This window comes from Chryseobacterium aurantiacum, from assembly GCF_003020585.1.
GTDB classification, from domain to species: Bacteria; Bacteroidota; Bacteroidia; order Flavobacteriales; family Weeksellaceae; genus Chryseobacterium; species Chryseobacterium aurantiacum.
This window is the reverse complement of the sequence record NZ_PXUE01000002.1, coordinates 32,077-46,049: the sequence shown is the minus strand read 5'-3', so window position 1 is coordinate 46,049 and position 13,973 is coordinate 32,077. Positions and strand designations below refer to the sequence as shown.

Sequence of the window (13,973 nt, the reverse complement as noted above, 5' to 3'; positions counted from 1 at the left end):
GCTTGAAATCAGACCCAAAATCTAAACTGCAGATTCATTTGCTCTTTTGGATATTGTATTATATACTGGAGGTTTATCTTGACTTTTACTGGTCCAGATATCAGTTTCCAAATTTCCAATGGCAGATAAGGCTTCAGAATACCCTCATTCTGGAATTAGGATATTTCTTGGTTAAAGTTCCTCTTGCTTATTCATTATTATACGTGTATGAGAAAGTAAATGCTCAAATTTTCTTCAAGTCTTTTCTTTCTATTTTTATTGTTGTAATAGCTGTTCTGGGACATCGTTTTCTTACCCATTATGTTATTTATCCTTACATCTATAGTGTTACAGAGATGCTGGATGGCAGGCAGCCATCAGGGTATATGAATGGGTTGGTGGCATTCAATTCATTCATGGATCTTATTTTTATGGTGGGATTGGTATTTGGAATTGAAATTACAAGGCAGAAAAACCTTTTAAAGGACCAGATTTCCCAATTGAAATCTGAAAAACTGGATCAGGAATTGACGATGCTCAAGGCCCAGATCAATCCTCATTTTCTGTTTAATACCTTGAACAATATCTACGGAATGGCCCTTAAAAAGGCAGATGAAACCCCTGATGTCATACTTCAGTTGTCAAAGGTCATGCGATATAATATCTATGAGGCTTCAGAAAAAAACATTTCGATTGAAAAAGATATTGAAAACATGAAAGACTTTATACAGATCCAGAAAATACGACACCATCATCTGAGTATCAATTTACATGAAGATATTGATAACCCTTTTCAGAAAATTTCTCCGCTTATATTAATCCAATTTATAGAAAATGCTTTTAAACATGGTATTTCTGAGAGTCTGGGCAATACATTTATCCATATTGACATTCAGTTGAAAAATGGGATTCTGACTTATTTCATAGAAAATTCAAAGGAAGAAAGACCTCATGAGCATTCCACTAAAATAGGTCTGAAAAATATACGCAGACAGCTTGAATTGCTTTATCCAACGCATATTCTTACTGTAGAAAATAAAAGTGACAGATATAGTGTACAACTAATTATAGATTTCAATGATGAATTCAGCTCCTAAAAAATACAATTGCATTATTGTAGAAGACGAACCCATTGCTGCAGAAATTCTGGAAACCTTTATTTCTCGTGATTCCGAACTGAACCTTATTGGTAAATGTGCTGATGCAGTTTATGCAAATAATCTGCTGAACATTCATGAAGTAGATCTGATGTTTTTGGATCTCCATCTTCCGGTGGTAAAGGGTTTTGATTTTTTACGAAAGCTTAAAAACCCTCCATTTGTGATTGTAATAACCGCCTATCATCAATATGCGGTGGAAGGATATGAACTGGATATTGCAGATTACCTCCTGAAGCCTATTCCGTATGACAGATTTGTTACCGCGATTGGAAAGTTTAAATACTTAATGGAAGCAGAGGATGCTTTATTGGAAATGGCTGAGCGTGATCATATATTCATCAGCAGCGGCAAAAAGAAGGTTAAGATCATTCTGCAGGATATTTTTTATATCGAAAGCTTAAGAGAATACATTAATATTCATACAAAGACAGACACTTTTACTTTCAAAATGCCCATCAGTAAAATAGAGGAGAGCCTGAACCCGAACATGTTTACCCGTATTCACAAATCCTATATTATCTCCAAACCCAAAGTGGAAGAAAAATCGGCAAGCATTGTTCAGATTAAAGGAAAAAAACTACCTATTGGCAGGACTTATAAACCGTTTATTGATCTTTAATATTTCTTTTTTTGCCGATGATAGACAATAGTTTTCCATTGATAGATCGTTTTTTGACATCTCTATCAATTTACCCAAATTTGAAGTATCATCTTAAACACTTTAGTAATAAAATATTCTACAATAGAATTTTCTTGTAATGAGACTCAACAATATAAATATAATGAGGTTGGTTTTATTATTCCAATGTTGAATAATGTTTTGGCTTAAATCAATACTGATTTAAGCCAATTTTTTGAGCAAGTATATTTTAAATTAAAAAAGCTTGAGTCCAACGATTCCAACTACAATCAGTAATGCAGATAAGAGTCTTAAAACACTTACAGAGTCCTGAAAAAACAGAATACCCACCGCTAAAGTTCCTACGGCTCCTATTCCTGTCCAGACTGCATAGGCTGTTCCAATAGGAATACTTTTCTGTGCATACCAAAGAAAACCACCGCTCACCATCATACACGATATCGAAAATATGATCCAGCTCCATTTACTATTTTCCGGTTGCTGAGAGAGTTTAAGACCCAGTGGCCATCCGATTTCAAAAATTCCTGCAATGATTAATGCAATCCAGTTCATATTATTTATTTTAATGACATTCTGAATAAAAATCTAGTGTATTAATGAACATTATTAAGTTTAAAATAGTGATCTACAATAGAATAATTCAACTCCGTTATTATTGCAAAATTATCTTTATCCGCTTATATTCAGTGTGATAAAGTATGTGACACCGCAAAAAGCACTGGTGAAACGTAGTATACATCTCATGAAACGATAGGCTTTTTGAAATCAAATCCAAGTTTGAATATCCATGAATATGAATACCTTTAAGCAGTAAAAAAGTATAGATCTATTTTTTTCTAATTCGTTTAAGCTATGTTAACAGATATCATTACCACTCATCTCACGGTTATTTTTTGTGGAATTAATCCTGGTTTAAAATCATCCAATAATGGTCATCATTTTTCAGGGAAGAGCAATCGTTTTTGGAAAGTCTTTCATCAGTCAGGTTTTACTCCATACGAAATTGAGCCCGTGAATGATGCTTCAATTCTGGATTTTGGGTACGGATTAACAACTGCTGTAGCAAGAGCAACTTCCCGTGCCGACGAACTTTCAAAGGAGGAATTTGATGATGCATTTGAAAGTTTTACCAACAAAATAATGGAGTTTCAACCTCAATATGTAGCTTTTCTTGGTAAAGCTGCCTACAAGGCTTTTTCTAAGAAGAAAGACATCCAATGGGGACAGCAGACGGAAGATTTTTGTGGGGCTAAAGTATGGGTTCTCCCCAATACCAGCGGGTTAAACCGTGGATTTTCTCTTGATGATCTTATTACTTATTACAAAGAGTTCTACCAAACAATTCATGAATCTTGATATTCATATTTTATTGGGTTTACTCACATATTTATTTCCCTTCACGAAAAAGCGCCAAGGTAGCAGAGCATCTTCCTGTGCATAAGCCACCCCTATACGAGGTCCTGCAATGATCTCGTCCGGATGATAAAAAATACCCTGATCTTCAATCCAAATTTCAGTTCCTGTCAGATCTTTTTTGTTAAAAGAACGATCAATTCCCAGGGCTTTAGCCGCAGATCCGGGACCTGATGAAATGACAGCCTTGGATGCCGGCATATTTCTCCTTAGCTCCATGATTTCTTTACCCATAAAGGGTTCAATAGCCCTCACCAATACAGCATGTGGATCATTCTCAACAGAGGTTACAATATTGAACAGGTGATGAATCCCATAGCATAAATACACATAAGAAACTCCACCATGGTGATATAACGTCTCTGTTCGGTCTGTTCGCCTGCCCCCATAGGCATGAGATGCTTTATCCTTTACTCCAAAATAAGCTTCGGTTTCTACAATAACACCTGCGGTGATATGGTTGTCAACTTCTGTAAACAATACTTTGCCCAGCAGATCCTGAGCCAGAAAAAGTACATCCTGATTGGAATAGTAGGAAAGGGATAGTTTCACATGAATGATTTTAGGGATGCTGAATCAAAATTAAGGATAATAATTGTTTTTTTGAATAGGAAATGTACTTGATAATACCATAAAACAAAGCCTCATAATAAAATATGAGGCTTTGTTTTATCTTTCTTCCAAAGGAAAATATTGTATTTAAGCTAAATGTTCTGCTCTGTAATTTTCAATTTCATCAACCGTTTTGATTAATCCATTCCCCAAAAGCCTGTAGCCATCATTGGTAATCAGGAAATCATCTTCTATACGTATTCCTCCAAAATCACGGTATTCATTCACTTTGTCATAATTAATGAAGCCTGCATTCTTATTTTCTGACTGCCAAATATCAATCAGTTCAGGGATCATATAAATACCTGGCTCCACTGTTACTACAAATCCTGAATCCAAAGCTTTTCCTAAACGTAAAGATTTAAGCCCAAACGTTTTGGTATCTTTTGGGTTTTCTTCTGTATAACCCACATATTGTTCACCAAGATCTTCCATATCATGTACATCAAGTCCCATTTGGTGGCCTAATCCACATTGGAAGAATAGGGTATGAGCATGGTTTTTCACCGCTTCCTCAGGATTTCCTTTCATCAACCCTAAATCAATAAGCCCTTCTACCAGATGCTGAGATGCTTTCAGGTGAATATCTTTAAATTGCATTCCGGGTTTTAGAAGCTGTTGTGCCTTATTAAAAGCATTCAGAACCACTTCATACATTTCTTTTTGTTTAGTACTAAAAGAGGTACTTACAGGAAATGTTCGGGTTAGATCTCCTGCGTATCCCATTGCTGTTTCAGCTCCGGAATCATTAAGAAAAAGATCTCCTTCTTTCAAAGTATTGAGACGGTAGTGGTTGTGAAGAATACCTCCGTTTATGGTAACAATCGGAGGATAAGACATCTGGCACTCTTTATTAGCAGCAAGGTATTGAATAGCGTTTGCTATTTCATATTCTTTAATACCTGATTTTGCTACACGCATGGCCAAAAGATGCATTTCATTGGATACATTCACCGCCTGTTCTATCTGTACTATTTCCTGAGTTTCTTTTATAGATCTTTGCTTTACAATGGCCTTAATCATTTCTACAGAAGGCTGAAGCTCTGCTATTTTAATGCCCAAAAGATCCGCCAATATAATTTTATTTGAAGACTGATAGGGTGGAAGATAATGGATCTTTCTTCCCGAAGTCAGTGCTTTTAAAATATATTGAGAAAGTTCTGCATACGGTAAAGTTTCCTGTACTCCGGACTTCAGACATTTTTCTGCCAGAGTTTCCTGTCTGCCCATCCATACAATGTCATCTATACTCAATTCATCTCCGAAAACAATGTGCTTATTTTCATCAATATCAATAATAGCAGCAATTCTTGGCTCCTGAACTCCCCAATAATATAAGTAGGTGCTGTCTTGGCGGAAATAATAAGGATTATGCTCAAAATTTACAGGATTTTCTATATTTCCTAAAAACAATAAAATTCCATTAGCCACATTGCTTTGTAATACGGCTCTTCTGTCTTGATAGGTTTGCGCTGAAAACATATATTGTAAATACTTTTTATTTTAAAAGCTTAAAGTTACAATTTTGTATTGTTTATACACTTCATTATTTCCTATCTTCAAGATAATGATTTTTATATGGATGAAATTAATGATATTTTGTCAATGGTAGAACGTATTATCACGGGGTTTACAGTCAATTTTTAATTTATTTGTGTACCTTTATTCTATCATTATAAAATCACATTCATTTCCATGCATTATAAAGACGACACCATCATCATCCGCGAATTTACCCCTCAAGAGTTTTCCTTGTTTCTTGCTCTTTTTGATAATGTCAATGTTACCCGATACCTGCCTTATAAAACATCCGAAGAATATAGGGAGATGTTTGAAAAAGCATTAGCAGATTATAAAGAAGGGGAATTAAGCAGATGGGGAATATTTGATGCTCAGAATAATGATTTTGTTGGAATGTGTCTGGCCAGAGTTTTTCTTGATAACCCTGATCAAACAGAAATAGGATATACCTTAGATGAAAATTACTGGGGCAAAGGAATTGGAACTAAGGTTTGCAAAGCACTCACCCAACATTCCCTTTCTTTAAATGAAAAGAAAGACGTTGTTGCTGTAACAGATCTTGATAATATTGGTTCCCAAAAAGTTCTGATGAAGAGCGGATTTAACAGAATTGAAAACCTGGTAAGGGAAAACTCAGAATTAGCATATTTTTTATTTTCAAAAAATGAAATTTAAAACAATAAATAAAGGGTGCTGAAAAAGCAAGAATAACAATTCGGCTTTCTCAGTACTCTTTCTATAGTTACTTCCTAATCTATGGAAAAATATTATTCGTAATTCTTCTGGGTAGAATCTAAAACATTTCATTAATAAGATAATTTGTTATAACTTGCGTACATTATGATGTCCAAACGTTGCAAATATGCGCTAAAAGCAATGGTCAGGTTAGCAAGAAATTACAATCAAGGCTTTCTGCCCACTTCTATTATTGCACAGGATGAAAACATCCCCAAAAAATTTTTAGAGCAAATTCTTCTGGAACTTAAAAGAGCCAAACTGGTAAACAGCAAGCAAGGTAAGGTAGGAGGATATTATCTGCTAAAATCTCCGGATGACGTTTCATTAGCGGATATTTACCGCATTTTCGACGGACCTATCGCCTTAACTCCCTGCGTATCCTTAAACTTCTATGAAGCGTGTGATGATTGTGTAGATGAAGCAACATGTTATCTTAGAAATGAACTTATTATTGTCCGTGAAAAAACCAGACAAAGCATGATGGAGGCCACTCTGACTACGTTTATAAACAAAAAATAATTTTTTTTCATTTAAATTCTACTAATTTGATAGGAGTTATAGAATTTTATATATATTTGCAAGAACAAATTTCAAATGGACATGGAAAATAGTCTGAAAAATGAATTCGAAAAACTTCAGGAAGAACTTACAGAGGGATCTTTTCAAAGCAACTTTTTACAAGTACTGGCAGAAAAATTTCCGAATGAATTAGTTTTTTCTACCAGCTTCAGCTATGAAGACCAAGTGGTTACTCATCTGATAAAAAATCTGAACATAGATATTTTCACATTGGATACCGGAAGACTTTTTGAACAAACCTATGAAACATGGGCCTCTACAAAAGCATTCTTTAAAAAGGATATTAAAGCTTATTATCCGGACACTGAAGAACTGAAAAAGTTTGTGTCAGAAAATGGCCCCAATTCCTTTTATCAATCCGTAGAACAGAGGAAAGCATGCTGCACTATTCGCAAGGTACATCCCTTGAAATCTGCGTTAAAAGGATATAAGGTATGGATAACGGGATTAAGATCAGAGCATTCTTCAAACCGGCAGAATATGCCCTCATTAGAATGGGATGAAGATAACCGGATCATTAAGTATCATCCAATTCTTCACTGGAGTACAGAGCAGGTAACGGACTATGTTAAAGACAATCATCTGCCTTACAATTATCTGCACAAAAAAGGATTTGTAAGCATTGGATGTGAACCTTGTACAAGAGCCATTAAAGAAGGAGAAGATTTCAGAGCTGGCCGATGGTGGTGGGAAGATGCCAATAAAAAAGAATGCGGTCTGCATATTCATCAATAAAAAAATAAAATATGTCAACATATCATTTAAACTATCTGGATCAGTTGGAAGCTGAATCTATTTACATTTTAAGGGAAGTTGCAGGACAGTTTGAACGTCCGGCACTTTTATTCAGTGGAGGAAAAGACAGTATTGTGCTTGCTCATCTAGCTTCGAAGGCATTTCGATACGGGAAAATACCGTTCACCTTTGTTCATGTAGATACAGGGCATAATTTCCCCGAAGTATTAAATTTCCGGGATCAGCTTGTCAATCAGTTAGATGTTAATCTTGTTGTTCGTAAAGTTGAAGATACAATAGAAAAGAAAGGCTTAACAGAGCCTAAGGGTAAATTCCCAAGCAGAAACTGGCTACAGACCTATACATTATTAGATACCATAGAAGAATTTGAGTTTGATGCCTGCATTGGGGGAGCTCGTAGAGATGAAGAAAAAGCCCGTGCCAAGGAAAGAATTTTCTCAGTAAGAGATGAATTTGGACAATGGGATCCCAAACTTCAACGTCCTGAATTGTGGAGTATTTTCAATGGAAAAATCCAGAAAGGCGAAAATGTACGGGTCTTCCCAATCAGTAACTGGACAGAGCTAGACATCTGGAACTACATTCGAAGAGAAAAAATTGATCTGCCTTCTATTTATTTTTCGCACGACAGAGAAGTGGTAGACCTTAACGGACAATGGATCGCCAATTCTCATCATGCTTCCCTGGAAACTGATGATGTAATAGCAGTAAAAAAGATAAGATACCGTACCGTGGGAGACATGACGTGTACTGCGGCAGTAGAATCCAGAGCAACAACAATAGATGCCGTTATCGAAGAAATTGTGGCAACCCGAATTTCTGAACGTGGAGAAACCCGAATTGATGACCGCGTCACAGAAGCAGCCATGGAAGATCGCAAAAAAGGAGGTTACTTCTAAACAAGAAATCAGTATAACCTTTGTTCACTAAACTCACTTATTACTCATTACCCATAAATTAAAACGGATGGATATTTTAAGATTTATAACAGCAGGCAGCGTAGATGATGGTAAAAGTACCCTTATCGGAAGACTGCTCTACGATAGCAAAAGTATTTTACAGGATCAGTTGGAAGTCCTTGAAAAGCACTCTAAAAACAAAAATGATGACGGGGTAGATCTTGCTCTTTTAACGGACGGACTTCGTGCTGAAAGGGAACAGGGGATCACTATAGATGTTGCGTACAGATATTTTTCAACTTCAAAAAGAAAATTTATTATTGCTGATGCTCCCGGTCATGTACAATATACCCGTAATATGATTACTGGTGCCTCAAACTCCGACCTAATGGTTATCCTGATTGACGCCAGAAAGGGAGTTATTGAACAGACAAGAAGACACTCCATAATAGCATCATTACTGAAGCTGAAGAAAGTAGCCGTAGCCATTAATAAAATGGACATGGTAGATTATTCCCAGGAAGTATTTGAAACCATAAAAGAAGAATATTCAAAAATTGCGGAAAACCTTGGTTTGCATGACGTGAGCTATTTTCCGATTTCTGCCCTTAAAGGTGATAATATTGTTTCCATATCCTCTAAAACAGACTGGTATCAGGGAAATTCTCTTTTGGAATATCTGGAAGAAGTGACATTGAATGAAGAATTAAATAATGGCAGCCGCTTTCAGGTTCAGTATGTAATTCGTCCCCAAACTGAAGAACTGCATGACTACAGAGGGTATGCAGGTCAAATACTGAGTGGAAGATTCCAAAAAGGAGATAAAATTCATATTCTTCCGGCAGGGATTACAAGCGAAATAGCCAGGATTGAGATCAATGGAACCGAAACAGAAGAAGCATTTGAGGGACAACCTGTTGTTATTCATATAACCAATGATCTGGACATCAGCAGAGGTGATATTTTTGCCACCGAAGAACAGCTTCCTGTTGTAGAAAAAGATCTGGAAGTTCTGCTATGCTGGCTTGACCAAAAATCATTGCAGCCAGGAAACAAGTATTTGCTCCAGCAAAACAGCAGACTGGTAAAGGCTGTGGTAAAGGAAGTAGATTACAAGATTGATGTCAACACCCTTACACAGGAAAAAGCCAATGGGGATATCCGACTCAATGAAGTGGTGAAAGTAACCATAAGAACCGCACAACCACTGGTGTACGATAGTTTTATCAATAACAAAAGAACAGGTTCTGCAATTTTAGTAGATGAAACCTCTCATTCCACTGTTGCAGCCTGTATAATACAGTAAAAAATGTCAGTTTCAAATTATTTAATTGAAAGAATTCATCAAAGCAAACAGGATAAGACTCATGGATTCTTTGACAGAGCAAGGGTAAAGGTTTTTGTAACAGATTTGTATAAAGTATTGTTTCTTCCTCAGCAAGACAATACAAAGGATCAATTGAAGCAGGATTTTGCAGAACTACAGGATCATCTCTTCAACCTGATCTATACAATAACAAATGATAAAGACCTTACCGAAGTACAGGTAACAGCTTTTTTTGAAGCCCTGCCCCAAATATATGATCATCTTAATCAGGATGCACAAGCCATATTGGAATTTGATCCGGCAGCAGGCTCTTTAGAAGAAATCCACCTTGCTTATCCCGGGTATTTTGCGACCTACGTATATCGTATTTCGCATCAGATTTGGAATCAGGAGGTTCCGGTTTTACCCCGCGTAATTTCAGAATATGCACACAGCAAAACAGGAATAGATATACATCCGGGAGCAGTAATTGGAGAATATTTTTTCATCGATCACGGAACCGGAATTGTCATTGGAGAAACAACAGTCATTGGCAATCATGTCAAAATATATCAGGGAGTCACTTTAGGAGCCTTGAATGTTTCTAAAGAAAAAGCCAATCAAAAAAGGCACCCCAATATTGAAGACCATGTCATTATTTATTCCGGAGCTACCATTTTGGGCGGGGATACAACAATAGGCACCGAAAGCATTATCGGAGGAAATGTATGGATAACACAGGATGTTCCTCCTCATTCTCTGGTCTATCATAAAAGCGAAATAAAAATAAAGGATAACAGTTCATTGCCAGAATCTTTAACCTTTGTCATATAAAAACAAAAAAAAACAAAAAATTGTATTGGTATGAAATTTCAGAATACACTAGAAACGATTGGAAATACACCAGTCGTAAAGATCAATAAAATATTCAATTCAGATCATGAAATCTGGATTAAACTGGAAAAAAGCAATCCGGGCGGAAGCATTAAAGACAGAATTGCCCTGGCAATGATTGAAAATGCAGAAGCTAAAGGATTGCTTAATAAAGATAGCATCATTATAGAACCTACCAGTGGAAACACAGGGATAGGACTGGCATTGGTAGCTGCTGTAAAAGGATATAAGCTGATTCTCGTAATGCCGGACAGCATGAGTATAGAACGACGCAAAATCATGGAAGCCTATGGTGCTGAATTTGTGCTTACTCCAAGAGAAAAAGGAATGAAGGGAGCTATTGAAAAAGCCAATGAACTAGCACAGGAAACACCCAACTCATGGATCCCGAGACAGTTTGACAATCCCGCCAATGTTCAGGTACATGCCCAAACCACAGCACAGGAAATTCTACAGGACTTTCCGGACGGTCTGGATTACATCATTACAGGTGTAGGAACAGGCGGTCATATCACCGGGATTGCACAGGTAGTAAAGGAAAAATATCCCAACACTAAAGTAATTGCTGTAGAACCGGAACTATCTCCCGTATTAAGTGGCGGAAGTCCTGCACCACATCCATTACAAGGTCTTGGAGCCGGATTTGTGCCCTCAATTTTAGATATTACTCTTCTGGATGGTGTCATCACAATAGGAAAAGAGGAGGCTTATGAATTTGCCCTGAACGCAGCAAAAAAAGAAGGTCTTTTTGTAGGGATTTCTACAGGAGCGGCTCTGGCTGCCATCGCAAAACATTTGCCGGAAATAGAATCCGGAGCTAAAATTCTCACCATCAATTACGATACCGGAGAAAGGTATCTTTCCATTGAGGGACTATTCTAAATCCTTTAATTAACACCGACTTCAATGAATACAAATATAAAATCACCTAAGGTTTACCTTATCGGTGCAGGGCCCGGCAACCCTGATTTGATCACAGTAAAAGCCGTAAAAGCCATCGCCAAGGCAGATGTTGTTTTATCTGACCGTTTGGTAAGTCCTGAAATCTTAGAGACCTATGTCAATAAACATACAGAAATCATCTACGTAGGTAAAGAATGCAGCAAAAATGCATCAACTCCTCAATCCCTTATCAATACTTTAATGGTGGATTATGCCCTTCAGAATAAAACAGTGGTAAGGCTTAAGGGCGGAGATGTTTCTATATTTTCCAATGTCTTGGATGAATTACAGGCGCTGAAGCAAAACCATATTCCATACGAGATTATTCCCGGAATTACAGCTGCATTGGGTGCCGCTGCCTATGCCGGAATGCCTTTAACAGCCAGAGGATATGCTACCTCAGTACGCTTTCTCACTTACTATAAATCTGAGATCCTTACCGATGAATATTGGAAAGAACTGGCTATAACCAATGATACCCTTGTATTTTATATGTCTAAAGGAAACCTTACGGAACTCGTAGAGAAATTTACCTCTTTAAATGTATCAAAAGAGAAAAAAATTGCTGTTATCGAACAAGCTACAACCCCTTTTCAAAAGGTTTATACAGCTTCTTTTGATGATTTCAATAAAACTCTGGGTGATAAAAACTTTGCCTCACCCTCGCTGGTCATCATTGGTAAAGTAGTGAACCTGCACGAAGAGTTCTCCTGGCTGGAAAATGCAGAACAGGAAGGCCTTTATTTTAAATCGGTGGAAAACGGAAGTCTCATCCCAAAAACTCAAAATTTCTTCGAATATGCTGTCTGAAACGAAACTAAACATACTGAAACAAATATCCGGTGATTTTTCCAGAGACGAATCGATCTGGGCTAGCGGATATCTGGCAGGTCTTGCCGGAGCGCCACTTACTGCCGTACAGCCACCATTGCAGGCAGCTTTCACAGAACAAAATACGGTTAGGAAAATTACACTTGCCTACGGAACAGAAACAGGAAACAGCAAAAAACTGGCAACAGCACTGGCAGGAATCATTAAGAAAAAAGGAATTCAGGTTAAATTATTAGATCTTTCCCAATACAAACCCAAGGATCTTACAAAGGAAGAATTTTTCTTTGTCGTGATCAGTACACAGGGCGAAGGAGATCCGCCAATTCTTGCCAAAAAATTCTATGATTATATCTATGAAAACGAGATCAATCTCAGCCTCCTTAAGTTCGGAATTTTGGCCTTGGGAGACAGCAGCTATCCTCAGTTTTGTAAAACAGGAGAAGAGGTAGATTCCCGTTTTGAAATTCTTGGTGCACAGCGTATTGTCCCATTAAAAAGATGTGATATTGATTATGAAGAAGATGCAAAAAACTGGATAGAGCATGTCTTTGAAGCTGTTAACCAAACATCAGCAGGCAGTATCAAAAATACACCGGTTCAAAAAGTTTCAGCCGGAAGAAAAAAGTATCAGGGAAAAATAGCAACCATTATTAACCTCAATGATATTACCTCTGAAAAAGAAACATACCATATAGAAATAGAGACAGAAGAGAGCTTAGCTTACCAGCCCGGTGCAGCTCTGGGAATTATCCCATTCAATTCTAAAACAGTAGTGGATAAAATTATTGCATTAACGGGAATTGATTCCAATAAGAAAATTGAAACTCCAAAAGTAACAGATACCGTAGAAGAGCTTTTGCATAAACACCTTAATATTAGTTATTTATTAAAAACTGTGGTAATTCAATATGCGAAAATTACAGGGCATTCCATTCCGGAGGTCCGTTTAAGTCTTCTTGATCTGCTTAGAATTTATCCTGTGAAGAATGCAGAAGAATTTGAAGAAGTTATTCAGATCCTTACAGCTCAGGCGCCTCGTTTGTATTCTATATCATCTTCTCTGGAGGCACATGGTGAAAATGAAATACATATTACAGTAGCAAAATCAGAATTCTACATAGACCATCAGAAGCATAATGGCCTATGTAGTGGATTTCTCAGCGAATTTCGTGAGGGAGAAGATATTGAGTTCTACATTCAGGATGCGGGGCATTTCAGATTGCCGGAACCGGATAAGGATATCATCATGATTGGGCCGGGAACAGGAATTGCACCTTTCAGATCTTTTCTTTGGGAGCGGGATGCCATTGGAGCAGAGGGGAAAAACTGGCTCTTTTTTGGGGACAGAAATTTTGTATCAGACTTCATTTATCAGTCTGAGCTTCAGGATTTTCTTAAAACCGGAAGTCTAACTCATTTAGATCTGGCTTTTTCAAGAGATACCGCCGAAAAAGTATATGTTCAGCACAAATTGGAACAAAAAGCACAAGAAGTCTTTTATTGGCTTGAGGGCGGGGCATCCGTGTATGTATGCGGTGCCAGAGAACCTATGAGTAAGGATGTTGAAGACACTCTTTTAAATATTATTCAACACCAAGGAAAACGAAGTAAGGAAGAGGCCCTTCATTACTTAGAAGAAATGGAGCTTAGCGGCCGATACGCCAAAGATGTTTATTAAAAAAAGCCGGTAATACCATTAAAAA

The 13,973-nt window shown here is 37.2% G+C and carries 15 protein-coding genes; 12 read left to right on the top strand and 3 right to left on the bottom strand.

The window, feature by feature from the left end; genetic code table 11:
- Positions 1 to 2: 2 nt before the first annotated feature.
- Together C7D53_RS06660 and C7D53_RS06655 are read left to right on the top strand one after the other, a co-directional pair.
- Complete coding sequence (locus C7D53_RS06660) at positions 3 to 1,076, top strand: sensor histidine kinase (protein WP_106915626.1); 1,074 nt, start codon at positions 3 to 5, stop codon at positions 1,074 to 1,076.
- The gene (locus tag C7D53_RS06655) at positions 1,057 to 1,758 is read left to right on the top strand and encodes a LytR/AlgR family response regulator transcription factor (RefSeq protein ID WP_228422225.1); all 702 of its coding nucleotides are present in this window, start codon (positions 1,057 to 1,059) and stop codon (positions 1,756 to 1,758) included. Before C7D53_RS06660 ends, C7D53_RS06655 begins: the two co-directional genes overlap by 20 nt.
- Positions 1,759 to 2,013: 255 nt before the next feature.
- On the opposite strand, the gene C7D53_RS06650 is transcribed toward C7D53_RS06655, so the two are convergent.
- Positions 2,014 to 2,331, bottom strand: coding sequence for a DMT family transporter (locus C7D53_RS06650; protein ID WP_106915624.1), 318 nt, complete (start codon positions 2,329 to 2,331; stop codon positions 2,014 to 2,016).
- 300 nt (positions 2,332 to 2,631) lie between these two features.
- Between C7D53_RS06650 and mug the strand changes: the two genes are divergently transcribed.
- Complete coding sequence (gene mug / locus C7D53_RS06645; RefSeq protein ID WP_106915623.1) at positions 2,632 to 3,135, top strand: G/U mismatch-specific DNA glycosylase; 504 nt, start codon at positions 2,632 to 2,634, stop codon at positions 3,133 to 3,135.
- Positions 3,136 to 3,138: 3 nt separating this feature from the next.
- Here mug and C7D53_RS06640 read toward each other — a convergent pair whose 3' ends face one another.
- Positions 3,139 to 3,744, bottom strand: a complete 606-nt coding sequence (locus tag C7D53_RS06640; protein ID WP_106915622.1) for a DNA-3-methyladenine glycosylase — start codon at positions 3,742 to 3,744, stop codon at positions 3,139 to 3,141.
- Positions 3,745 to 3,891: 147 nt separating this feature from the next.
- Positions 3,892 to 5,286: an aminopeptidase P family protein gene (locus C7D53_RS06635; RefSeq protein WP_106915621.1), complete on the bottom strand. Its 1,395-nt coding sequence runs from the start codon at positions 5,284 to 5,286 to the stop codon at positions 3,892 to 3,894.
- Positions 5,287 to 5,499: 213 nt separating this feature from the next.
- Between C7D53_RS06635 and C7D53_RS06630 the strand changes: the two genes are divergently transcribed.
- From C7D53_RS06630 to C7D53_RS06590, 9 genes are all read left to right on the top strand, one after another.
- On the top strand, positions 5,500 to 6,000 hold the full coding sequence (locus C7D53_RS06630; protein WP_106915620.1) for a GNAT family N-acetyltransferase: 501 nt from the start codon (positions 5,500 to 5,502) through the stop codon (positions 5,998 to 6,000).
- A 165-nt stretch (positions 6,001 to 6,165) separates the two neighbouring features.
- Complete coding sequence (locus C7D53_RS06625) at positions 6,166 to 6,582, top strand: RrF2 family transcriptional regulator (protein WP_106915619.1); 417 nt, start codon at positions 6,166 to 6,168, stop codon at positions 6,580 to 6,582.
- Between the two features lie 81 nt (positions 6,583 to 6,663).
- Positions 6,664 to 7,377, top strand: a complete 714-nt coding sequence (locus C7D53_RS06620) for a phosphoadenylyl-sulfate reductase (RefSeq protein WP_106916690.1) — start codon at positions 6,664 to 6,666, stop codon at positions 7,375 to 7,377.
- 11 nt (positions 7,378 to 7,388) lie between these two features.
- Entirely contained in the window at positions 7,389 to 8,297 is a 909-nt protein-coding gene (gene cysD / locus C7D53_RS06615) for a sulfate adenylyltransferase subunit CysD (protein WP_106915618.1), read from the top strand.
- Positions 8,298 to 8,364: 67 nt separating this feature from the next.
- A complete protein-coding gene (locus tag C7D53_RS06610; protein ID WP_106915617.1) occupies positions 8,365 to 9,603 on the top strand; it encodes a sulfate adenylyltransferase subunit 1 in 1,239 nt (412 codons plus the stop codon).
- A 3-nt stretch (positions 9,604 to 9,606) separates the two neighbouring features.
- Entirely contained in the window at positions 9,607 to 10,437 is an 831-nt protein-coding gene (epsC, locus tag C7D53_RS06605) for a serine O-acetyltransferase EpsC (protein ID WP_106915616.1), read from the top strand.
- 30 nt (positions 10,438 to 10,467) lie between these two features.
- Positions 10,468 to 11,379, top strand: a complete 912-nt coding sequence (gene cysK, locus C7D53_RS06600) for a cysteine synthase A (RefSeq protein ID WP_106915615.1) — start codon at positions 10,468 to 10,470, stop codon at positions 11,377 to 11,379.
- Positions 11,380 to 11,403: 24 nt separating this feature from the next.
- Positions 11,404 to 12,249, top strand: coding sequence for a uroporphyrinogen-III C-methyltransferase (gene cobA, locus C7D53_RS06595; RefSeq protein ID WP_106915614.1), 846 nt, complete (start codon positions 11,404 to 11,406; stop codon positions 12,247 to 12,249).
- Complete coding sequence (locus tag C7D53_RS06590; protein WP_106915613.1) at positions 12,239 to 13,948, top strand: diflavin oxidoreductase; 1,710 nt, start codon at positions 12,239 to 12,241, stop codon at positions 13,946 to 13,948. The genes cobA and C7D53_RS06590 overlap by 11 nt, the downstream gene beginning before the upstream one ends.
- The last annotated feature ends 25 nt before the right edge of the window (positions 13,949 to 13,973 follow it).

What these genes read in the sequence shown, in the direction of transcription:
- C7D53_RS06620 (WP_106916690.1), top strand. Translation starts at nt 6,664, where the DNA reads ATGGAAAATAGTCTGAAAAATGAATTCGAAAAACTTCAGGAAGAACTT.
- mug (WP_106915623.1), top strand. Translation starts at nt 2,632, where the DNA reads ATGTTAACAGATATCATTACCACTCATCTCACGGTTATTTTTTGTGGA.
- C7D53_RS06655 (WP_228422225.1), top strand. Translation starts at nt 1,057, where the DNA reads ATGATGAATTCAGCTCCTAAAAAATACAATTGCATTATTGTAGAAGAC.
- cobA (WP_106915614.1), top strand. Translation starts at nt 11,404, where the DNA reads ATGAATACAAATATAAAATCACCTAAGGTTTACCTTATCGGTGCAGGG.
- cysK (WP_106915615.1), top strand. Translation starts at nt 10,468, where the DNA reads ATGAAATTTCAGAATACACTAGAAACGATTGGAAATACACCAGTCGTA.
- epsC (WP_106915616.1), top strand. Translation starts at nt 9,607, where the DNA reads ATGTCAGTTTCAAATTATTTAATTGAAAGAATTCATCAAAGCAAACAG.
- C7D53_RS06610 (WP_106915617.1), top strand. Translation starts at nt 8,365, where the DNA reads ATGGATATTTTAAGATTTATAACAGCAGGCAGCGTAGATGATGGTAAA.
- cysD (WP_106915618.1), top strand. Translation starts at nt 7,389, where the DNA reads ATGTCAACATATCATTTAAACTATCTGGATCAGTTGGAAGCTGAATCT.
- C7D53_RS06630 (WP_106915620.1), top strand. Translation starts at nt 5,500, where the DNA reads ATGCATTATAAAGACGACACCATCATCATCCGCGAATTTACCCCTCAA.
- C7D53_RS06590 (WP_106915613.1), top strand. Translation starts at nt 12,239, where the DNA reads ATGCTGTCTGAAACGAAACTAAACATACTGAAACAAATATCCGGTGAT.
- C7D53_RS06625 (WP_106915619.1), top strand. Translation starts at nt 6,166, where the DNA reads ATGATGTCCAAACGTTGCAAATATGCGCTAAAAGCAATGGTCAGGTTA.
- C7D53_RS06650 (WP_106915624.1), bottom strand. Translation starts at nt 2,331, where the DNA reads ATGAACTGGATTGCATTAATCATTGCAGGAATTTTTGAAATCGGATGG.
- C7D53_RS06635 (WP_106915621.1), bottom strand. Translation starts at nt 5,286, where the DNA reads ATGTTTTCAGCGCAAACCTATCAAGACAGAAGAGCCGTATTACAAAGC.